The 22529-nt window shown below is 51.2% G+C and carries 16 protein-coding genes and 1 tRNA gene; 9 read left to right on the forward strand and 8 right to left on the reverse strand.

The features are described 5' to 3' along the window. Positions 1–312 precede the first annotated feature (312 nt). Positions 313–531 carry a DUF3311 domain-containing protein gene (locus ACZ5ZS_RS01405; RefSeq protein ID WP_229657664.1) on the forward strand — a complete coding sequence of 73 codons (219 nt, stop codon included), beginning with the start codon at positions 313–315 and terminating at the stop codon, positions 529–531. Then, positions 528–2084 (forward strand): sodium:solute symporter family protein, encoded by a 1557-nt coding sequence (locus ACZ5ZS_RS01410; protein ID WP_188596128.1) that lies wholly within the window; start codon positions 528–530, stop codon positions 2082–2084. Before ACZ5ZS_RS01405 ends, ACZ5ZS_RS01410 begins: the two co-directional genes overlap by 4 nt. 23 nt (positions 2085–2107) lie before the next feature. Here the strand turns inward: ACZ5ZS_RS01410 and ACZ5ZS_RS01415 are convergent, their stop codons facing one another. Further along, on the reverse strand, positions 2108–2863 hold the full coding sequence (locus tag ACZ5ZS_RS01415; protein WP_188596129.1) for a recombinase family protein: 756 nt from the start codon (positions 2861–2863) through the stop codon (positions 2108–2110). 56 nt (positions 2864–2919) lie between these two features. After that, positions 2920–3648, reverse strand: coding sequence for a uroporphyrinogen-III C-methyltransferase (gene cobA / locus ACZ5ZS_RS01420; protein WP_188596130.1), 729 nt, complete (start codon positions 3646–3648; stop codon positions 2920–2922). A gap of 382 nt (positions 3649–4030) precedes the next feature. Between cobA and ACZ5ZS_RS01425 the strand changes: the two genes are divergently transcribed. From ACZ5ZS_RS01425 to ACZ5ZS_RS01445, 5 genes are all read left to right on the forward strand, one after another. Further along, the gene (locus ACZ5ZS_RS01425) at positions 4031–6358 is read left to right on the forward strand and encodes a M1 family metallopeptidase (RefSeq protein ID WP_188596131.1); all 2328 of its coding nucleotides are present in this window, start codon (positions 4031–4033) and stop codon (positions 6356–6358) included. Continuing rightward, positions 6355–8673 (forward strand): thermopsin, encoded by a 2319-nt coding sequence (locus ACZ5ZS_RS01430; RefSeq protein WP_188596132.1) that lies wholly within the window; start codon positions 6355–6357, stop codon positions 8671–8673. The genes ACZ5ZS_RS01425 and ACZ5ZS_RS01430 overlap by 4 nt, the downstream gene beginning before the upstream one ends. A gap of 40 nt (positions 8674–8713) precedes the next feature. Next, entirely contained in the window at positions 8714–9889 is a 1176-nt protein-coding gene (locus ACZ5ZS_RS01435) for an MFS transporter (RefSeq protein ID WP_229657665.1), read from the forward strand. A 376-nt stretch (positions 9890–10265) separates the two neighbouring features. Further along, complete coding sequence (locus tag ACZ5ZS_RS01440) at positions 10266–11363, forward strand: MFS transporter (RefSeq protein ID WP_188596133.1); 1098 nt, start codon at positions 10266–10268, stop codon at positions 11361–11363. Between the two features lie 72 nt (positions 11364–11435). After that, on the forward strand, positions 11436–12647 hold the full coding sequence (locus tag ACZ5ZS_RS01445; protein ID WP_188596134.1) for an MFS transporter: 1212 nt from the start codon (positions 11436–11438) through the stop codon (positions 12645–12647). Positions 12648–12702: 55 nt separating this feature from the next. Here the strand turns inward: ACZ5ZS_RS01445 and ACZ5ZS_RS01450 are convergent, their stop codons facing one another. Both ACZ5ZS_RS01450 and ACZ5ZS_RS01455 read right to left on the reverse strand, forming a co-directional pair. Then, positions 12703–13503: an FAD/NAD(P)-binding protein gene (locus ACZ5ZS_RS01450; protein ID WP_229657666.1), complete on the reverse strand. Its 801-nt coding sequence runs from the start codon at positions 13501–13503 to the stop codon at positions 12703–12705. Continuing rightward, positions 13496–14434 carry a 4Fe-4S dicluster domain-containing protein gene (locus tag ACZ5ZS_RS01455; protein WP_188596135.1) on the reverse strand — a complete coding sequence of 313 codons (939 nt, stop codon included), beginning with the start codon at positions 14432–14434 and terminating at the stop codon, positions 13496–13498. Before ACZ5ZS_RS01455 ends, ACZ5ZS_RS01450 begins: the two co-directional genes overlap by 8 nt. A gap of 99 nt (positions 14435–14533) precedes the next feature. On the opposite strand from ACZ5ZS_RS01455, the gene fdhF (ACZ5ZS_RS01460) reads away from it, so the two are divergent. Then, the gene (fdhF, locus tag ACZ5ZS_RS01460; protein WP_188596136.1) at positions 14534–16552 is read left to right on the forward strand and encodes a formate dehydrogenase subunit alpha; all 2019 of its coding nucleotides are present in this window, start codon (positions 14534–14536) and stop codon (positions 16550–16552) included. A 296-nt stretch (positions 16553–16848) separates the two neighbouring features. Beyond that, positions 16849–17733, forward strand: a complete 885-nt coding sequence (locus ACZ5ZS_RS01465) for a hypothetical protein (protein ID WP_188596137.1) — start codon at positions 16849–16851, stop codon at positions 17731–17733. Positions 17734–18023: 290 nt separating this feature from the next. Here the strand turns inward: ACZ5ZS_RS01465 and ACZ5ZS_RS01470 are convergent. From ACZ5ZS_RS01470 to fdhF (ACZ5ZS_RS01485), 4 genes are all read right to left on the reverse strand, one after another. Next, positions 18024–18099 (reverse strand) — tRNA-Gln (locus ACZ5ZS_RS01470). A 380-nt stretch (positions 18100–18479) separates the two neighbouring features. Continuing rightward, complete coding sequence (gene fdhD, locus ACZ5ZS_RS01475) at positions 18480–19247, reverse strand: formate dehydrogenase accessory sulfurtransferase FdhD (protein WP_188596138.1); 768 nt, start codon at positions 19245–19247, stop codon at positions 18480–18482. Beyond that, positions 19240–19563 carry a helical membrane plugin domain-containing protein gene (locus ACZ5ZS_RS01480; RefSeq protein ID WP_188596139.1) on the reverse strand — a complete coding sequence of 108 codons (324 nt, stop codon included), beginning with the start codon at positions 19561–19563 and terminating at the stop codon, positions 19240–19242. The genes fdhD and ACZ5ZS_RS01480 overlap by 8 nt, the downstream gene beginning before the upstream one ends. After that, positions 19560–22502 (reverse strand): formate dehydrogenase subunit alpha, encoded by a 2943-nt coding sequence (gene fdhF / locus ACZ5ZS_RS01485; protein WP_188596140.1) that lies wholly within the window; start codon positions 22500–22502, stop codon positions 19560–19562. The genes ACZ5ZS_RS01480 and fdhF (ACZ5ZS_RS01485) overlap by 4 nt, the downstream gene beginning before the upstream one ends. Positions 22503–22529 lie beyond the last annotated feature (27 nt).

Consider the following 22529-nt stretch of genomic DNA (forward strand, 5'->3'; position numbering starts at 1 on the left):
AAACCAAAGCTTTAAGCGCATCTTCAATGGAAGGATCCTTGAGGAAGCTAGATAACGCGCGATAATATATCGGGCAATACCAATTTAGCGAGAGAGCCCAGCAAACAAGGGCCATGGAAGGGGGGGGGGGGGTCGATGGTATTCCTAACCCTCGATTTTCCCGGAGCCTCGCGACCAGGAGCCTTTTTGGCAATTCCTTCGCTTGTATTGAGGTCTTTATCCCACGCTTTAATTACTTATGTTGACTATTTTATTTATTATTTAAATAAAATTCCAGATAAAACTTAAAAATATTATTATTGCTACCATTCTATGAGCAATAGGGGCAATACCATGGTGAAACGAATAATAGCGGTGATTCTAATAATAATACCTTTAATAATATACCTTGACCTGCCCTCATATAATACCGTGAATCCAACCTTGCTGGGAGTTCCCTTCTTTTATTGGTATCAGACGCTTTGGTTGGCGTTATCTGCAATATTATTTGCGATAGCCGCGGTGCTGTTGTACTGGGGTGAGAGCTCATGATAGGGATACTGGGGTGGGCGTTATTCCTTGCATTATTCGTCGTATTTGTTGCGTTGGGATTCTACGGCGCCAGGTGGAGGAGGGGGGATATGTCCCAACTCCACGAGTGGGCCCTTGCCGGGAGGAGGCTGGGGACGTTCCTGGTTTGGTTCCTGATAGGCGCTGATCTATATACTGCATATACTTTCGTGGCAGTTCCATCAGGCATGTTCGCCAGCGGGGCTCTCTACTTCTTCGCGGTTCCTTACGTTTCCATAACGTTCGCCATAGCGATGCTCACCATGCCCAGGCTCTGGGAGTGGTCCAGGAAACATGGATACGTGACCGCCGCCGATATGGTGGCAGACAGATTCTCCAGCAAGGCATTGGCTGGTCTCGTGGCGATCACGGGAATAATAGCTGAGCTGCCCTACATAGCATTGCAAATAGTTGGAATGCAGGCAGTGCTGACTATAATGCTATATGGACTGGTGAAGAACGTGGTGGAGGTGTCCGACATAGCCTTAACGGTCTCCTTCATAATACTGGCTGCCTTCACCTTCACAAGCGGACTACGCGGCGCCACCCTTGGAGCTGTGCTGAAGGATTCCCTCATATTCTTGTCAGTTATAGTCCTAATAATAGTAGTGCCGCTCAAGTACGGTGGATTCGCCACTGCCTTCGCCAATGCCCAAGCCTTCGCCCAGCAATTGGCCGCGCACAAGGTTGCTTGGCTAACCACGGGCATAACGAATCTGAAGCCAGCCGCATCCCTGGCATGGGGATACGCAACTCTATGGCTGGGAAGCGCCATGGCCCTCTTCCTATACCCCCACGCAATAAACGGCTCGCTCAGCTCGCAGGGAAAGAAGCAGTTGGCCATGAGCACGGCCCTTCTTCCCATTTACGGAATAGGGTTGGCAATACTGGCTATGCTGGGCATATTGGTCTACGCCGATCCAACAGCCATGGCGATACTGAGCAAGTTCCCTCTAAGCAGCGCGGGCATACTGGCGGTGCCTGCGTTGGCTGTGGCATCCCTCCCGGACTGGCTTGCCGGCATAGTTCTGCTTGGCATTTTCATAGGAGGACTAGTGCCCGCCGCAATAATGGCAATAGCACAAGCCAACTTGCTCACCAGGAACATAATAAGGCCCCTCTATCCCAAAATAACCCCGCAGGGAGAGACCAGGGCCTCCAAGTGGGCCTCCGTGATATTCAAGTTCATAGCCTTGGGATTCGTGTTCACGGTACCGGCCACCTACGCCATTCAACTACAATTACTTGGAGGAATAATAATACTCCAGACGCTGCCGCCCGTGTTCCTGGGATTGATTACCAATAGGCTGAACAAATACGCATTGATGGCCGGTTGGGTGGCCGGCATAGCATCTGGCCTATACTTGGTGGAGGTCGCCAATCACTTCGGCCCTCTGAAGACCAGCCTATACCCGGTGGCCCACGTATTGATATTCATAGGGCTATTATCGCTTCTCATAAACGTGGTGGTAGCCCTGGTGTTCAGCGTTCCAACCATGATGAAGAGGGAACAAGCCGTTAAGGAGAAGGCATGATATATTCACGACTCATCAAAACATCATAATACCTTTGTTTCTTCATAACCGCACCTAGGACAGTAGAGCCTCTCCACGACGGCATACTTGCCATCCAACTGCTTCAGCGATCTATCGGTTATCCTCATCTTGCCGAAGCACCTCGGGCACGTGTAGGGGCCGGGCCTATAACCATTGCCGCCCAGTATTCTCCTCACCATGTACACGCTCACCCCGCTCCTCTTAGCCACCTCCCTCATTGATAGGCCCTCCCCATACATTCTCACAACGGATTCCATGACCTCTGGAGGTATGGACTCCAACTTGCTCCTTATCTTCCCCTCTGCCCTCAGCCTATCCATAGCTGCCTTGGTTCTCTGCCTTATGAAGTCCCTCTCCATGTTTGCCACGAACGCCAGCACGGTCCTTAGGAATTGGCGATAGGCTCCATCCAAGTTCTGAAGCACGCTCTCTTTCTCTGATGTGGAGACTATTAGAAGCCCCATTCTATTCTCCACTATATCCAGCAACCTAAAGAATTCCTGGAAATTCCTCACCAGCCTGGACACTTCATACACTAGCAACGCTATGGGCCTTGGATTAAGCGATGGCGCTTCGCTAACCATGCTATGGAAGGCAGGCCTATCCATCACGCTGGTGCTGCCGCTCACCGCGAAGTCCACGTAGTGCTTGACTATTGTGAAGCCCCTCTCCGAGGCCCATTTCTCCAGGTAGACGCGCTGGTTCTCCGGATCCTGTTCCTCCGTGGATACCCTTATGTAAGATATTGCGGGTATCATCCAATCATCTCTATGAATCCACGAGCTTTAAATCGATTCGGATCGCCGCACCGGTATTATTGACTATCGACAAGGGACTTAGCTGCATTCACCACGTTTCCTATAACGAACACGACGGGGGATTCCAGCCCATCCCCGCTAACCTCGCCCAGCGTCGTGAAAATAACCCTCTCCCCATCCATGAACGCCCTGCTTACGGCCGCCACGGGAGTGCCGGGATCGAGGCCACCCTCAATCAATTCCTTGGCTATCTCCCTTATTCTATGCCTGCCCATGAGGACCACGATGGTATCCACCCTCCCCGCCAACTCCCTGAAATCCACGAAGCGACGACGCTTGCCTGGATCCTCAGTGCCCGTGACTATCGCCGCGCTGCTGGCGACGCCCCTCAACACCACGGGTATCAAGAACCTCTCCGGCGCGGCTATGGCGCTGCTTATGCCGGGCACTACCACGCATTTTATTCCATTACGGGTCACCTCAAGGCACTCCTCAAACCCGCGGCCGAACAAAAATGGATCCCCACCGTGAAGCCTAGCTACTGTCTTTCCCTCCCTCGCCTTGCTCACCAACACTTCATTTATCTCCTCCTGCTCCATAACATGATGCCCCAACTCCTTGCCCGCAAATATCAACTCCGCGCCGGGCTTAGCAAGCTTGAGGAGACCTTGCGGGATCAACCTATCGTAAACCAATACATCCGCTCCCCTTATAATCTCTAGGGCCCTCATCGAGACCAAGCCCTGATCGCCGGGGCCAACTCCCACTATGTATACCGAGCACATCGCTTCTTCTGCGCAAGCCCGGTTTTATCTTTATGGGATGAACGGCGGCGAGGCCCCTCCACGTGATAAGAGATGGGGCAGGCCTCGCTCCTTCTAGGGGCTGGGGTGTGTTTTCAGGTCATGTTTTGTCGGTTTTTCACCCCCCTCGGTTAATTCTTTGAGGATGGGGGGCTGGGGCCGACTACCCCAATACCAGTAGGGGAAACGGAGTAGCGCCCGTAAAGGGGGCGTAACCCCCAAGACCCCGGGAAACCCCCTAAAGGGCGGGGAGGAGGTTGGCTACGTTTCCTTCTATTCAACCATTAAGGCGGGGACGGGCGTTTTATTAAAGACCTCTAATGAGTTGACGCAACCTTTAATAGGGATGCATGATGATCCGCCAATGCAAGTGAACAAATACGACCTATACTTGGACGTGGACTATAGGAAATTATCCTATAAGGGGTCCGTTACCATATATATGAGTAATGAAGATGTTACTAACATAAATGCAGTGGACCTAACCATTTTGAGGGTCAAAGTAGATGGACGCGACGGCGAGCATTCATATGATGGCAAAGCAATAAGCATCAAGAACCCCGTGCGGGAGCGCGTCGAGATAGAGTTCGAGGGGAAGGTGCCGGACCTATTGATGGGCATCTATAGGGCTCCATATGAGGGGGGCTACATGATAACGACTCAATTCGAGGCGACGGGGGCTAGGAGGATGTTTCCATGCATAGATCACCCTGCATATAAGGCCATCTTCAAGGTAACCATAAAGATAGATAAGGACTTGGATGCTATATTTAACATGCCTCCTGCCCGGGTAATGGAGGAGGGAGGCAAGAAAGTCATAGAGTTCCAGGAAACCCCCAAGATGTCCACATATCTATTATATCTAGGAATAGGCAAATTCGAAGAGGTGCGGGATAGACTGGGCAACATAGACGTTATTGTGGCGACGCCGCCCGGCAAGGCCAAGAGGGGGTTGTTTGCCTTGGACGTGGCCAAGAAGGTCATAAAGTATTATGAGGATTACTTCAATATACCATATATATTGCCCAAGCTCCACCTAATAGCGGTGCCGGAATTCGCCGCTGGAGCCATGGAGAATTGGGGCGCCATAACGTTCAGGGAAACCGCGCTGCTGGCGGACGAGAACAGCAGCGAGGGAGAGAGGAGGAGGGTGGCCGAGGTGGTGGCGCATGAGCTGGCCCATCAATGGTTCGGCGACTTAGTTACAATGAGGTGGTGGGACGATTTATGGCTGAACGAGAGCTTCGCCACATTCATGAGCTATAAGGCAATAGATACGCTATTCCCCGAGTGGAGGCATTGGTATGATTTCCTCCTCAACGAGACCGGGGGAGCCATGATGAGGGACTCCCTCTCCACGACGCACCCCATACATGTTCCTGTCAATAAGGAGGAGGAGATAGAGCAAATATTCGATGAGATAAGTTACGGTAAGGGAGCCAGCGTCCTACGCATGATGGAGGCCTTCTTGGGAGAGGGGGATTTCCGTAATGGACTCAGGAAGTACTTGAAAGCCCATGAATACTCCAACGCCGCTGCGGAGGACCTATGGAAGAGCCTGGAGGAGGCATCTGGAAAGCCCGTCGTTAAGATAATGGAGGCATGGATCACCAAGGCCGGGTACCCAGTCATCTCAGCATCGCTGGGAAGCGATGGAATCAAGCTCAAGCAGGCCAGATTCAAGCTGGCCGGGGATGAGGAGGGCAAGTGGCCGGTGCCGCTTACGTATTACTTGAATGGAGACAAGCAAGCCCAATTAATGGAGGGGGACTTGACAATAGGGGGAAGCATTTCATCGTTTAAGCTGAACATCGACCAGACGGGTTTCTATAGGGCACGGTATTGGGATTGGGATGCCGCGTTAAAGGCAAGCAAGACGGCGATAGATAGGTGGGGAATCGTCAGCGACATATATGCCAACCTGCTTCAGGGCAGCGTGAAGCTCAAGGATTATCTATCCTTCATAACGAAATTCCACGAGGAGGAGGATTACTTGCCTGCATGGGAAGTCTCCTCCCAATTATCCACGCTATTCGCCATAAATGTATCTATACGCCCCCACAGCGCGGAGTTTCACGGAGCCCAGCTGCGGCTGTTGGAGGGGAGAAGAGACCCCAACAGTGCGCTTTTAAGGGGTATAGTGGCCAATAGATTGGCTCAAGTAGATGATGAGTACGCTAAAAGGCTGGCGAGCGATGTATCCAGGTTTGAATCGATTGACCCAAACATGAGGAGGGCAGTAGCCACTGCCTACGCCGTGGTGGGCGAGAGGCCCTTCGAGACCCTTGCCTCGCTCTACTTCAAGTTGAAAAACGATGAGGATAAAGTCAAGGTTCTTTTATCGATGATGAGCATACGGGACCCCTCCGAATATGGATTGGCGCTTGGATTATTGCTGTCAGGCGACGTGAAGCGGCAAGACGTAGGCGCCGCGTTCTCCGCTGGTTCATATAATCCATTCACTAGGAGAATCACGCTATCTTGGCTGAAGGTAAACATAGATAAGCTGAGGAGGCTGTACCAAGCAACCGGGACTCTCTCCAGGATAATGGAGGCATCAATACCATTTCTAGGCCTGGGCCAGGAGGGGGAATTAATGGCATTCCTGAATGGCTTGAATATCCCTGAGGCCGATATGGGGATAAAGGTGGGCCTCGAGCTCCTCAGCGTGTATGGGAGGCTGAGGCAATGATTAAGGCAATAATAATTGCATCAATAATGGCATTGGCGGTGGCCACCCTAATACATGCCTCCCAAGCAGTGATTGGGGCGGGCACGTCATTGCCGATAAATATAAGCGATTACTGGGACGGCTACGAGCTCTGGTTCAACATATCTTCCAACACCACGATAGAGGCATACATAGTGAATCAAACACAGTTCGGGGAAGGCAAATGGGGCAAGCCCTATATTGGAGTGAATCTGAGCGGAAGTAGGGAGATCGGGCCTGGGAATTGGTACCTGATAATAGAGAATCCGGGCAATTCATCTGCGGCGATCCTCTACTCGTATGGCACGATACCGGTAAATCCCTTCCTATCATATATCAACCCTCCCGCGCCCCTTGGATTGGCAGATTACGGCATATTGAATGAATCGGGAACCCTCATTCCATATGAGGAATTGGCAAATGGGGCGGTGGGGGAAGCCTCCATTTATTCCATCTACGTTAATGAAAGCAAGCCGATGGGAGCCGCGCCTCCCCACGCCGCCTCGCTTCAATTAAACGTGGTGCTGGCCGTGAATTCAACAAACGGTAAGGAATACGATTACTGGCTCCAGAACGTAATTGCCATCGATACATCATCCATGACGTACTACGCCATAGATAATATATGGAACTTGACCGGAAGCGGAGGGTTGAGCAACGACACTGTGAGGGGAATGGGAACAGTCTTATCATCATCATCGATCGGAAACTATTATGCCTTTCCCTACTTAAATCAAAGCTACTCCCTGCCATTTCACGTGAGGTTGATCACATGGATACAGCGGGGTAATGACTCGGTGATGGTTCATTTCGCGTATGGCGTTGAAAATAACTTGACCACGTATGATAACGTAACAATAGCTGTCCCCAACATTTCATCCGCCGCAATAGAGGTGAACGGTTATCGATTGGTGGGGTCAGGTCCATCTTATTACGATGCGGAGCTGGTAATTGTTGGGGATGGAAATGCCTCGGAGGCCGTGTTGGGCGATATAAATGCATCCCTTAGATTGCTCTACATAGTAAATGGAACTTATGAAGAGCCCAAGTCAATATATGCATTTGGCAGCGACACCGCCGAGACCAGCTATGGAGCAAACATTCATTATGCGGATGGAGGAGTGACGTTGGTTCCCGGCGCCGCTAAGCTGGGCATTCCATTCATAGTTAGACTAACCTTGTTAGGCCAAGATATCCCCAACGCTACCGTGGACGAGGGGGTCGGCGAAATCGTCAACGCATCTGCATTGGTGGGCGGGGGGTCGCCGCCATATACTTATTATCTATTTCTTAATGGATCGATCGCGGAAAGATACGCCACTACCTATGCCGCACACTCATTCCAGCTGAATACAGGCGGCTTGGCTATCGGGAAGTATAACTACGAAATAACCGTGATGGATTCTCGGGGCTCCACGATTAAGACAAGCAGCGGCGTAATAGATGTGGTTCCAGATCCATTGTTTAGGCACTCCATCAGCACAAGCGAGACAGATGCTGGGCAAACAATATACCTTAACTTAAGCGGAACCGCGGGGGAACCACCATACACCTTTTATGTAATGAATAATGGCAGCCTGGCCGGGCAAATCACTGCAGCAAACGAGGTGACGTACCCCCTGGAGGCAATAGAGCCCGGCATTCACGTAATCGAGGTGATAATGCATGATAGAGGCGGCTACGCCGTTAATTGGACAACCGACTTGAAGGTTAATCCTGACCCCACGTTATCAACATCAATAAATGCATCCAATATAGATTACGGGGAATCGATCTCCGTGATCGCTAATGGATACAATGGAACCCCGCCATACGAAGTGAGCGCTTTCTTGGATGGGTCTCTCATAAACATATCACAACCTATATTGCCCGGAGCGGGCCAACATAACTTGACAATAGTTCTGACGGACTCCGCAGGATACTCCGTCGAGCGGGAGATCGAGTTAATTGTCAATCCCGATCCCACGGTAAACGTATCGATAACTCCCATCTCCAATTTCGTGTTGGATGACTATGCGGTCAAGGGAACGGCAACGGCGATGGGCGGGGTCCCGCCATATAAAGTGGAGTGGTTAATGAATGGCCGCGTGATTGGAACTGGGAGCGAGATTATCGCAAATTTCACGGACATGGGCATCAACAATCTAACCCTGATAGTCGAGGATTCAACCGGGTATAGGCTGGCCCGCAGCTTTCTAATAGATTACGGATACGATGCGCCTCGCATAGCTGCTCTGGTGGGCATCGGCATATTGGTGCTGGCGATATCCATGCTCCTGCGCAGGCGAGGGAAATAGATACGAAGCTTTAAAAGCTGATCATCAACGATGCATTGACATGAAGATCAAGAGCAACGAAGCGAATTTCTTGTTGGTGTTGCTCATAATAGTCACAATGACCTTTGCCATGAGGGCCAGCAACAACATGGCCATGACTACTGTGCCCTTACTGGCCAGGTATTTCCTTGGATATAATAACACGGAAATAGGCGCGCTATCCGCCTTGATGGGGTTGGGCACGTTCTTGGCAAGCAGCTTGATTAATGCTAGGCTGAACTCTGGGGAACGCAGGAGGATCTTCATGATATCATCGATGGGCTACGCCATAATACTGCCGTTATTCTACCTGGCCACCCCATTATCTCTATGGATATTATCCGCAGTGGCCGGGGTTGTCATGGGCAATATAATGCCCAACATAATAACGTCGGCGGGGATGCTTCCGGACAGGAAGGCCAGGGAACGCTTGCTATCCATTTACACGCTCTCGCTCAGCGTTAGCTTGGTGGTGGGCCCCGCCATCGAGTCCGCAATACTGCAGCACTTCAGCGTGAGATCATCGTTTCTCTTCTTTGCCCCCTTCGGCGCGTTGGTGGCGGCGATGTCCCCCTTGATAAAGTTCCCGGAGGGCGAGGAGCAGCGGAGCGGGGCCTCAAAGGTGATCTCCAACCCAGGATTCAAGACGGCGACGTACAACATACTGGCCTATAACATACCTTTCTCCACGCTGACCGCATTCGGCGGCATATACGCCGTCTCCCAGTTCCATGCAAGTTACTCCGAGGCGACGGGGCTCTTTTCTCTGTTCTTCATCACATCCCTATTGGCTAGGCTTTACCTATCCGTTAGGCCCATAGGAGGTGTTTGGGCTCACATGGCGATTTCCATATCGATGACCGTGCTTGGCTTACTGCTCATGACCGTGGCCGGAAGCCTAATTGAGCTAGCAATAGCATTGCTGGTGCTCGGCTTCCCCCATGGCTTGACATACCCCTTGTCCCTGATATCAATAAGCAGGACATTCAAGCCCGAGGAGAGAAACGCAGCCAACAGCCAATTCTTCGCCGTAATGAGCCTGGTGGGCATAGTTACTCCAATGCTGACTGGAACGCTCGCGGATCTCATAGGCCTTAGGTACGTGTTCGGCTTATTGATAATATTCGTGTCTGCATTGGCCCCGTTGATACGAAGGAATGCCAAGGCCGTGGACGAGGCCACTAGGTTGGTTATGTGATTGCAACCTGACCTTTAGTTGAAGAAATTAAAGCCATGAAGCTTCGCTCTTCTTTTTCTGATAAGAGATGGGGCAGGCCTCGCTCCTTCTAGGGGCTGGGGTGTGTTTTCAGGTCATGTTTTGTCGGTTTTTTGTTTCTTGCTGGTCGACTCTCTGAGGATGGGGGGCTGGGGCCGACTACCCCAATACCAGTAGGGGAAACGGAGTAGCGCCAAGGGGGCGTAACCCCCAAGACCCCGGGGGAACCCCCTAAAGGGCGGGGAGGAGGTCAGACAAATAGATTATTTCCCAGCATGGACGCGATGTTCGATAACCACAACATTAAAACATAAGGGCAAACTTATTAAATCCATGGAATGGACAGGCAAATGCGCGAATGAATAAAGAGGAGTTGCTTTTAGTGTCATCGTCCTCCATATCCGGAGTTGCTTGGGGGGCCAACACGATAGTGGTGCCCATATACTTGACGCAATTGGGCCTTCCTCCCTTCTACGTCGGCTTGCTTCTCTCGGCATCCATAGTGTTTTCCTCATCGCTGGCATTTGCCTTCTCGATATTGGCTGATGCGCACGGGAGAAAGCGATACGCGTTGATAAGCAGGTTGGTGTCTGCGGTTTCCTTTCTCTTCCTCTTCATGAAGATCCCCTACGCCTATATCTTCTCATCATCGTGGGGAGGAGGAGGTTTGGTTAATGCGATGCTGGCGGAGAAGACCAGGAACGTGGAGGGGGACTTGAGTTTGATGAATTCCCTTTCCATAGTATCATCCTTCATCGGCGCATTGCTTCCGCTCGGAGTTCCAATAAGGTTCATCTTCCTAGTCGACTCCGGAATAGCATTCACGTCATTGCTGCTCATATCCATGGTTAGCGAGAATTACAAGGGGTCCGGGCACACGTCGTTTAAGGTAGATATTACCATGGGCAAATTCTCCACGGAGGCGGTTATCGGGCTGGGCGCCGGGATAGTTATCCCTCTCATGTCATTATGGTTCGAGCTGAGGTTCAATGAATCCGCCCGCGACATGAGCCCTGTCTTCGCCTTATCCGATCTAACCCTGGCGTTGACGGTGCTGGCAGCGCCTAGATTGGCGGCCAGGGTGGGCACCGTGAAGGCAATAGTGCTAACTCACGTGAGCGCCATAGCTTTATTAATTGCACTGCCCTTCTCGCCGACTTTCCCGGCGGCCAGCGCCATCTTCGTCGTGCGGAATGCATTGATGAACATGGGTAATCCATTGTTGAGCTCCATGATATTGAAGCTGATGCCCGAGAATAGAAGAGCCAGCGCCACCAGCTTCATAAATCTCCTCAGCTCGATACCCAGGGCGGCCGGCCCATCCATAGGGGGTTACTTGTTCGGGGAGGGGAACCTATATTCTCCATTCTTCATAACCGCGGGCCTCTATAGTTTGGCCACCGCCTTGTTCTACGCATTCTTCAGGAACGCCAGGTTGGAGGCGGTGAGGGTGTGAAGGCCGCCGTTCGTGTTCCGATAATGTATTCGATATCGATAAATTTTTTAAGCAGTTAATTTTCTCCCTAGCATGGATAGAGATATATTGCTAATATTAGCATCAAGGGTTCTTAGAAGCATGGCAGCAGGAGCGCTGGGCATAGCCACCAGCCTCTATTTATACAACGTGATCCACCTATCCCTGACATTAATAGGAATATTCTTCGGAGTCGGCGCATTCACCGCCCCCGCGCTATCGCTCTACTTCGGGAGGCTGGGCGATAAATACGGCAGGAAAAACATGTTGATGCTGGCCACGGCAATGCTTCCAACAGCCACCGCCATATTATTGCTTACCAGGAATTACGGTTTGCTCCTTGTGGCAGCCGCGCTTGGGGGCTTCGGCACGGCGGGCGCGTTGGCCAGCGGCAGCGTAGGCGCAGTGGTGGCGCCCATGATGACCGCCATACTGGCCGATAAGACTAAGGATAGCGAGAGAACGATGACCTACTCGCTCCTCAACGTGGGCTCCGGCTTGGCTGGGGCGGCCGGCGTATTGATGGTTCACCTGGGGTATTCGGAATCATTCACAATATCATTGATCCTATCCTCTATATCGTTGATCGCCATCGCGCCAATAAAGGATGACTATAGGCCCAGAAAAATCACCAAAACGAGGGACGGGAGAAGTGGCGAGAGGGATAGGAAGGTCATGAAGATGTTCGCCGCAGTGGGCGTGTTAAACGGCACTGGGCAAGGATTGGTGACGCCGTTCCTTCCCATATTATTCGAACTGCTCTTCCACGCTACCAAGGGCATGGTCAGCAACATATTCTTCCTAGGCGGAGTGGGGGCAGCGCTCATGTCATTGGCCACCCCCACATTGACGCAGCGCATGGGGTTCGTTAATGCAATAATAGTGACGAGAACCATATCCACGGCGGCATTAGTGGCGCTGCCCTTCATCGGATATCTGCCCCTCAGCAATGACTTGATTATCGCCGTGATGGCATATTTGGCCTTCGTTATGTTCAGGGTCGCTGCGCTGCCGGCCCAGCAATCATTGATGATGGGGTTGGTTAGCAGGGAGGCGCGTTCCACAACTGCTGGAGTGAACCAAGCGGCAAGGCTTTTTCCATCCGCGGTGTCCACCACGGCGTCCGGCGCGATGTTGGATTACTTGCCCATACCCATTCCCTTCACACTAGCATTGGCGGTGAATGTAGCCAACATATATCTATACAAGAAATTCTTTGGATCCATGGCATTCGACGGAAGAAAAATAAGCGCCTCGCTTGAGTGATCCCAGCTAGACATGAAGGAACTCAAGCTGCCTTTCATTTAACTGGAACTGCGGCTTAACCTATTACCGGCCATCCCTCCCTGGCCAACTCCCCCTTGATTTCCTTATAGCTGAATATGGGACCATCAACGCAAACGTAATGCTTGCCTATATTGCAGTGACCGCAAAAGCCGACGCCGCACTCCATGTGCCGTTCCAGCGATAGGTACACATCGCCGGGATCCATGCCCATACCCAATAAATCCTTCACGGCATGCATCATCATCACCTCCGGTCCTATTATCAAGGCCGCCTCCCCGCTCCTCAACTTAACCTTATTCAGCAAAGACGTGACGACCCCCACATTACCCCTCCACCCCTCATCTCCCCTATCCACGGTCACCAATACATTTGCCTTACGAGGCCATTCCTCCATTAATAGTTCCCTGTATATTATCTCGCTTGGATTCCTAGCTCCATATAGCAACGTTATATCCTTGCGGCCGGCATAGCGATCCATGAAGAACCTTATGGGAGGTATTCCTATGCCGCCCGCCAGAATTACGTAACTATCGTATTTGCTTGGCCAGGAGTTTCCATAGGGACCCCTGATCCCAATGAAATCGCCCACGCCTAATCCATGTAGCTTACCCGTCGTCCTGCCCACCCTCTTGAACGTGATCAGGTTCTCCCCTGCAAGCGATATGGGCACTTCTCCATCTGTTGTGGATGCCATTATGAATTGCCCCGGCATGGCCGAGGGAAGGGACCTATCAAATCCCAAGGTGACTGTATCGAGGGATTCCTCCTTCCTGGAAACTATTCTGCTCCTCAGCGGTATTAAGGTCTCTAGCTTGGCCATTCCCTTATCAATCACTTCCACTCACCCTTGAGAAGCGGGTCATTATGGATCGAATATCAATGTCCACGGGGCAGGCCATAGTGCATCGCCCACACCCGGTGCACAGGATGTAGCCATAGCGATCCCTATGATACTCCAGCTTGTGATAGAATCGCTGCTTGAGCCTTGCCTCCAGGGATTGACGCGGATTCCCGCCGGCCATCCTGGTGAAGCCAGCCCATAGGCAACTATCCTCCTGCCTGCTCCAATCCCTATAATCCACGGAGTAACAGAAGCAAGTGGGGCAAGCCAGGGTGCATGCGCCGCACTCTATGCATTTGCCCGCCAATTCATTCCATATTGCATCATTCCATTTAAGTTCGTAGTCCAAGGATACCTTAGCTTGCTCGCTCAACACTCCACGGACCGCTTCACGCGCCTTCCCCAGCAGCTCGGCGCCGGCGGGCCTCATGAAGTCGGCCGCGGGCAATTCATCATCATTCAATTCAACGAAGTAATCACCCCCCACATCGGTTAACTGCATCGAGAAGCCAGACTCGAGCCTCGGTCCTTGCAAGCTGCCGCAGAAGGCCTTGGGGGAGCAGGACCGAGTACATGCCAAGTTGGCCAGCTTTATGGATTTCCTCTTCTTCATATAGATGGCATCCACGAATGGACCCTTCAATCTGACGTCGTCCAGCATGCCTACCCCTGCCGCCTCGCAGGACCTCGTGAAGTATATGGTGGGGGGAAGAGACGACGAATTCAAATCGAATATGCTTTCCTTTCCCATGAAGGGCTTTGCAAAGAACGTGGGAACAGCGTCCACGAACTCCTCTCCCTTACTCAAATAACCGTAAACCAGCGCACCTCCCTCCACCTTTGGAGCAATCACTCGGAATCCAAGCTTCATCAAAAAGTCCACGTACCTGGGCAAATCCTCCCTCCTCAATAAATAATATCTCATTGCATATCTATTGCAGATCCTAAATAAAAGCATTACCTAATGAATTGAAAAACATTGTTATATATCAATATTTATTAACTAGTTTGAACAAAATAACTCATGGGAACTGCCAGGACCATTTGCCCCTATTGCGGCGTGGGCTGCGGCATAATAGTGCAGGACCTGGGGGGAACCGTGAGGATCACGCCGGATCCTGATCATCCCATAAATAAGGGAACGCTGTGCGTGAAGGGATGGAAAGGTATGGAATTCGTTACCTCGCCCAATAGATTGACGAGGCCCCTTCTTCGCACCAAGTCAGGCTTCGCGCCCATATCCTGGGAGGAGGCCATTAGGATAGCGGCGGAGGAATTGACCAGAATCAGGAGGGAATATGGAGCTGATTCAGTTGCATTCATAAGCTCAGCCAAGGCAACCAACGAGGAGAATTACTTGATGCAGAAATTGGCCAGGGCCTTCGGCACCAACAACGTGGATCACTGCGCCAGAAGCTGTCACTCCACCACTATAGAGGGATTGATTAGGACGCTGGGCGCGGGCGCCATGACCGCCAGCATAGACGATATAGATGAGGCAGATGCAGCATTCATTATAGGATCCAACACCACGGAGCAGCACCCCATAATAGGGGCGCGCATAATAAGGAATAGGGCCAGGGGGCTTAAGCTGGTAGTGGCGGACCCCCGAGGCATAAAGCTGGCCACCATGGCTGACGTATGGCTCAGGCACAGGCCCGGAACCGATATAGCGCTGCTCAACTCGCTGGCCCACGTTGTGATAGAGGAGGGGCTCTTTGATAAATCAATGCTCGATAAGGTGAGGGGATTCGAGGAGTACGCTAGGGTGGTTGAGAAGTACAACCCGGAGAAGGTGGCTGACATAACGGGGGTTGCGCCTGAGATGGTGCGGAGAGCGGCTGAGATAATTGCTGGGGGCAAACTTATGATGTTCTATGCCATGGGAATAACACAGCACGAGCATGGGACGGAGAACGTAATGGCGGTGGCCGATCTAGCGCTTATACTGGGCGCCGTGGGGAGGAGGGGGACTGGTGTCGCGCCTTTGAGGGGCCACAGCAACGTGCAAGGCTCCAGCGATATGGCTGCGCTGCCCGATTTCCTGCCAGGCTATGTGAGGGTGTGGGATCAAGGCAGGGCTAAGTTCGAGGAAGCTTGGGGATTCAAGATAAGCGATAAGCCGGGGCTTTACTTAACCGAGATGTTCAAGGCCGGCGTGAGCGGCAAGGTTAAGGCGTTTTACATAATGGGAGAGAACCCAGCAATAACGGAGGCTTGCGCCGCGGATGTCCCCAAGGCCTTGGAGGAGACGGAGTTCGTTATAGTGCAGGACCTATTCATGACGGAGACGGCCAAGCATGCCACCCTAATCCTGCCCGCCGCTTCATTCATGGAGAAGGAGGGAACCATAACGAACACGGAGAGGAGAATCCAATTGATCAGGAAGGCCAGGGAACCGCCGGGGGAGGCCAAGCCGGATTGGGAGATAATAGTAATGCTTGCCAATGCCTTGGGGTTGAGGGGGTTCGATTACGGTTCTCCCCGCGACGTCATGTCGGAGATAAGCAGGCTAGTTCCTCAATACGCGGGGGTGACCTACGAGGCGCTGGAGAACTATGGGCTACAATGGCCAGTGCCATCGCGTGGCCACCCCGGGACTAGGAGATTATATGAGGGGGGATTTCCACGGGGAATGGCCGATCTCGTCCCGGTGGAGTGGACGGCGCCGAGCGAGTGGGTGGACAATGACTACCCATTCATACTCACCACGGGGAGGAGCTACTATCACTGGCACTCCGGGGTCTTAACCCGGGAATCCAACATACTATCACGGGAATACCCGGAGCCCCTAATAGAGATAAACTCAGATGACGCCGCCAGGCTAGGGATCAGGAGCGGGGAGCTCATTAGAATTGAGGCGAGGCAGGGAGCAATAACCGCAAAGGCAATTGTCACGGATAAAGTACCGCGAGGAGTGGTCTTCTCCACGTTCCACTTCGTCGAGGCGATTGTGAATAATTTGGTCGGGGTGGAGCACGTGGATAAGTACGCCAAGATGCCTGAGTACAAGGTAGTACCAGTCAAGATAAGCAAGGCATGACCGATATGAGCGGGCGGGCAACCTAGCCCTAAGAATTGATAACAGCTTACAACCTCACCCCGCCCCAATCGCATCCTTGCCAGGCAGGATCCACTCGCTCCATTTAATCTATCTTCACAATCAATTATAATATACAAAAATAAATACCGGCCTATATTCTATTGAGGATTGACAAGTCTGTTAAACAGACTTTCTTCAATATTTAAAAACATTCAAGTTGTAGAGTAGCTACGAAAGAGGTAAGAACAATGCACGCGCCTCATCGCGGTAAAAACTACATGAATCGGGTGGGCATCATGTTGTTGATGAGCGTGGCTTTAATGTGGGTCCTTTTCGTATTGATTTTAGCAGCGTTCATCGATCCATTTAGTTCAATCAATACAGTTTATAAAGGGGCATCCTTTAGGGCAGTAAATCATTACTCGGTGGAGTTCATAAATTACACATCGCCGCCCTATAATGAAACGCATGAGGCGGGCGATTTAGCAAGCCTCATTGCTAAGGCCTTGGCAATCCACGGCATATATAATTATTCATTAATAGTGATGCTAGGCAATTTCGATTACTATGCATTGCTTGCCGTGCATGCTCATGGTAATATATCCAACATAGGCATCCTAATACGCGGTGACAACGCGGAATTGGATGCGGGCCTTAGAGAGGTGGTAATAAGGGAGGGCACGGCGAGGGAGGGATTTTCACGTGGCGATACCACGTTTGTAGTTACTGAACGATATGTTATATATGACTTGACCAGTCCAACGCTTAGCAAGTACTTCCCCGGTGCCGAGTTCTTCGGCGGGTACGAGAATCAGACGATCTCATTTTACGTCGCTGGCGTGCTAACATCATCGACGATAGCCTATGGAACATTTATCGGCGAATACGGCGAGTGGGTAGAATTGGAGAGCGTCAATAATGAATACAGGACCTTCGTGCCGTGGACCATTAATTGCGCCAACACGGATAACTCGGATCACTCGCCTGAATACCAACAAGCCCTCACGATATATGATGGTGCCGATTCATCATTTTACGAATGGCTGTCCTGCCCCAGCAGCTTGGAGACTTGGTGGGTCATGCAAGCGTTGTGGTCCGTCAATTCAATAGCACAAATATCCAACAATACCTACTACAATAAGGGCCCCGCAATATGTGGAACATGCCCAGCACCACCATGACGAGCATAATGATCAGCCACCTAATAATAGCGAATTGCTCAACAATTACGGACGCAACATTCCCCACGGCGCTCCTTCCCAGACATTAACTCCTCTCCCCGCGCACTAAGTTGCTGAGATTGCCTTCCCGCAAAGCCTGAGATTCCCCAAACTCCATATACAAGGATCACCTCCTAATCAAGTCACGACCTAACTAATTCATCCCCTAAAACCCAAATTAAAGAGAACACGCAGAATAGACCTTCCGCTCCTCCTAAACTTTCATAAAAATAGATATAACTATAACTCCTTGGTAGCCGGGCCCGGATTCGAACCGGGGTCGATGGGTCCAGAGCCCACCATCCTTGACCACTAGACGACCCGGCTCCTCAAATAAGGCGTGCCAATGCCCTTTTTAATTTTGTGCCCCATACCCATCAATTCAGCGTGTAATGGCATAGATAAAGGTCGCTAAAAGCATGATTAAGCAACGCGCTTCCTAAATCCAGTGAAATCCACGTGCTTGAAGAACACGAATTAAAGGATGGGGCTCAGCAACTATTGCAATTCCCATCACAATAGACAGCGACATCGATGCATTTAACAAGAACCAGCCAGGAAGAACCAGCCAGGAGACTGTCTGCGACATATCTGCGACATATAACAACCTACTGGTTAATCCGCTAAGATTGGTTAGCCATGGGGGATCACTAACAGCGACAGGGCGTGACTTTTATTCCATGAATGATCATGATGAGGTCAGCGATTTAACGCGGTACATCCATTATCCTCTCTGGATGTGAATATACGTTGAGCTTGCTGCCCCTCACGAATCCCACCAGCGATATGCCGGCTAGCTCACACAATTGAACGGCGGACGTGGTTGGCGCAGAAATCGCCGAAATAATGGGAAACCCAGCAATGGCAGCCTTCTCGGCTATCTCATAACCAACCCTCCCGCTCACCTGCAATATCAAGCTTCTCGGATCAATGCCTGCTATCAATAACTTTCCTATCAACTTATCCACAGCGTTGTGCCGCCCCACGTCCTCCTCCACGAACAATGGATCGCCATAGGCGTTGAATGCGCCAGCCGCATGTAGGCCGCCGGTCTCCGAGAATATCCTCTGGCGGGCAGCCATTATCCTCGGCATCTCAATAAGCACCTTGCTATGGACCTTTATGGAGCCACCCCCGAGAATTAACCCAGGAAGAGACCCGGCACCACAGACCCCGCAACTGGAGTTAACCATGAACTCCCGCTCCAAGTTGAAGGGTTTCGCCAAGTATATCGTCATGAAGTTCCCGCTCTCCTCGATATGTTCTATATCGTCCAGGCCTCCTATGATGCCTTGCGTGAACAGGAAGCCCACTGCTAATTCCCTATCATCGATGGGCGTCCTCATTATGTAGATTGTTCTATGCGAGCCGCCGTGAACGATCGTGAGCCTCAATGGTTCCTCCACAGCTATGCCATCATAATCTAGGAAGGCCTTGCCTTCCACGTACCTCAACACCCTAATCCTCTCACTCATGCAGTGACTCACCTATAGCCTTCATGAAGTTCAATAAAAACGATAGGCCTGCCATCACGTCGGGGTCGTTCAGCATTACAACCAAGTCCCTGAACCCCCTGGCCTTCCTCATGGTATCCGGGTCCAATTTGCTTAACGCTGAGAATACCGTGGAGAAGTTCTTCAAAAGGCTCCCATTGTTCTGAAGCCAATCGGCTATCTCGGACAATATTTCCTCCTTGTTATCCAAGACTGCCGCCGCCACGTCAAGCAGCCCTGAGTCCACCAACTTCTTCGCCAGATCAAGGATCTTATCTATTTCCGCTTCCTCGGTCATTCATCTATCACCTTGATGTAATCCTTCCTAGCCCACTTCTCCTCCACCTTGACCCCCACCTGGGGAGTCCTCTCGGAGTTCCTGGGATTCCACTTGGGAAGAGGGGGCTCGCATGACTGGCACGATGCTAGCTTCTCTATCTTGACTGGGGTCTCCTTATAGGCGGGAGTCTTGGCCGTTGGGTCCCTTTCATCAAGCGTGACCAAATTTACATTGGAATCCTTGTTATCATGTATGGAGAGGAATACCCTATTGCCGGAGACCCTGTTGGATATCAACACCTTGGTCTTTAACTTTCCAACCCTGGATTTAACCATAACCGTATCCCCATTCTTTAACTCCAGCCTTTCTGCCAATTCGGGAGGAACCTCTAGAAACGTTTCCGGAACCTTGTGCATTATGCCCGTTGATTTACCCGTCATGTGCATCCAATGGAAGTGCTCCAACATCCTGCCGTTCACAAGGTATAGGTTGTATTCCTCGTCCGTCTCAGCCGCAATCACTGTCTTGGTTACATAGAACCTAGCCTTACCGCCGGGAAGCGGAAAATCATCCTTGTATAGAAATGGAGTGTCAGCGCCATCCTTCCTGACGGGCCACTGGAGACTCTTGAACCCATTCAATCTATCATAAGTCACTCCGGCGAATATTGGGGCTAATTCGGAGATCTCCTTCATTATATCGGAGGGATGAGAGTAGTTCCATCCATATCCCATTTTATTGGCCAGTGCCTGGATTATCTCCCAATCGGGCTTGGATTCGCCGAGGGGCTCCATGGCCTTATAGAACCTCTGTATCCTCCGCTCCGTGTTGATGAATGTGCCATCCTTCTCCAAGAATGCCGCCGCTGGTAGTATTACATGCGCATACTTGGCTGTCTCTGTCATGAACATGTCCTGCACCACCAAGAAATCGAGCTTGCCCAATGCCTCCCTTGTCTTTGCTTGATCGGAGTCCGCCAATACCTTGTCCTCCCCCATTATATACATGGCGTGTATCCTTCCATCCAATATGGCGTCGACCATCTCTGTACTGGGTATGCCGGGGTTCCTTGGTAACTTACAATTCCATGCCTCCTCGAACCTCCTCCTTATTTCCTCGTCGTTCAAGGATTGATACCCTGGAAGGAAGTTGTAGAGCGCCCCCACATCGCTGACACCTTGAACATTGGCGTGGCCCCGCAATGGAAATGCCCCGACGCATGGTTTGCCGTAATTTCCCGTCAACAATAGCAAGTTAGATATAGCAGTGGATGTCTCGCTGCCGTCTTGATGCTGGGTGATGCCCATTGCCCAGGCTATTGCAACTCCCTTGCTCTCATGTATCATTTCGGCCATCTTGATAATTATGTCCTTGCTAATCCCCGTGACCTCCTCCACGTAGTCCAAGGTGTACTCATCAAGGCTTTTCCTATAATCCTCAAATCCCACCGTTCTCTCGCTTATGAACTTCTTGTCCTCCCATCCCTTATCTATTATGTACTTGGCTATCCCGTTCAATAATACGATGTCGGTCCCCACCTTGGGGGTCACGAATAAGTCCGCCCTCTCCGCCATTTCATGTCGTCTCACATCTATGACGATCAGCTTCTTGCCGTTAAGCTTATGAGCTCTCTTTATCTTGCCAGCTATCACCGGATGAGCCTCGGCAGTGTTTGTGCCCATCAATATTATCAAGTCAGCGCAGGCTAGGTCGTCGGATGAACCGCTGTCCGCCCCGTATCCCACCGTCCTTATCAGCCCCGTAGTGGCCGGGGCTTGGCAATACCTCGCGCAGTTATCCACGTTGTTGGTGCCTATTACTTGCCTGGCGAACTTTTGGGCTAAATATCCCTCCTCGTTGGAGGACGTGCAGGAAGCTATTACCCCTATGGAGTCGGAGCCGTATTTATCCCTTATCTCCATCAACCTCTTGGCCACCAGGGAAAGGGCCTCCTCCCAAGTCGCCTCCCTGAAGTGATTGCCCTCCCTAATTAATGGCTTAGTAAGCCTATCGCCGCTGTTAACGAAGTCCAAGCCGAACTTCCCCTTCACGCAAGTGGCTATCCCATTGGCCGGGGACTCCGGCTTTGGTTCCACCTTGAGAATCTTCCTGCCCTTTGTCCATACCTCAAATGAACAACCAGTTCCGCAGAACGTGCATACCGTCTTGGTCTTCCTTATCAGGGATTTCCTCAATTGCTTATCTATATCGCTGACCAGCACGAAGGGAGAAAAACTCTTTTCCCCGGCCTTCAATGCTGATATCAATTTCTCCTTGGTTTCCTTCTTAATGCCCGTGAAATACCCAGCCTCGCCCAGCATTGACTTCTCCATCAATGCATTTACCGGGCACACGGTGACGCAAGTGCCGCAAGACACGCAGGAGGAGTAATCTATTGACTTTCCATTACTCCACACAACCCTAGGAGGATTGGCTCCCCAGTCAATCCTTATCACCTCATTGACCACCACGTCTTGACACGCCTCAACGCATCTGCCGCATAAGATGCACTGCTTGGGATCATATACATAGAATGGATTCGAATCATCTACGTCATAGGGTTTCGGGACGAAGTGTTGCGAATATATACCCAGCTTGGACACGGCCTCGTGAAGCTCGCAATCAACATTATTATCACAAAGTGTGCAATACAGTTCGTGGTTCCTCAAGATAGCCCCAAATGCTTTTTGCCTCGCGCTGATTGCCCTAGCGGTATCGGTATTTATGACCATGCCTTGATCCACTAGCGTATCGCAAGCCCTCACTATCTTTCCATTTACTTCCACCGCGCATGTATCGCATGTCCTTAACGGGCCCAAGTAAGGATTATAACATACATGAGGTACATAAACCCCATTGTTTTCGAGCAGCTTTAGGACGGTATCTCCTTTATGTGCAACCACTTCCTTATCATTTATCTTTACGGTGAAGGACACATTTGAGGAATGATATTCCATATAAAATCCTTTTATTGCTTGTGTAAA

The organism is Thermocladium modestius, from assembly GCF_055398215.1.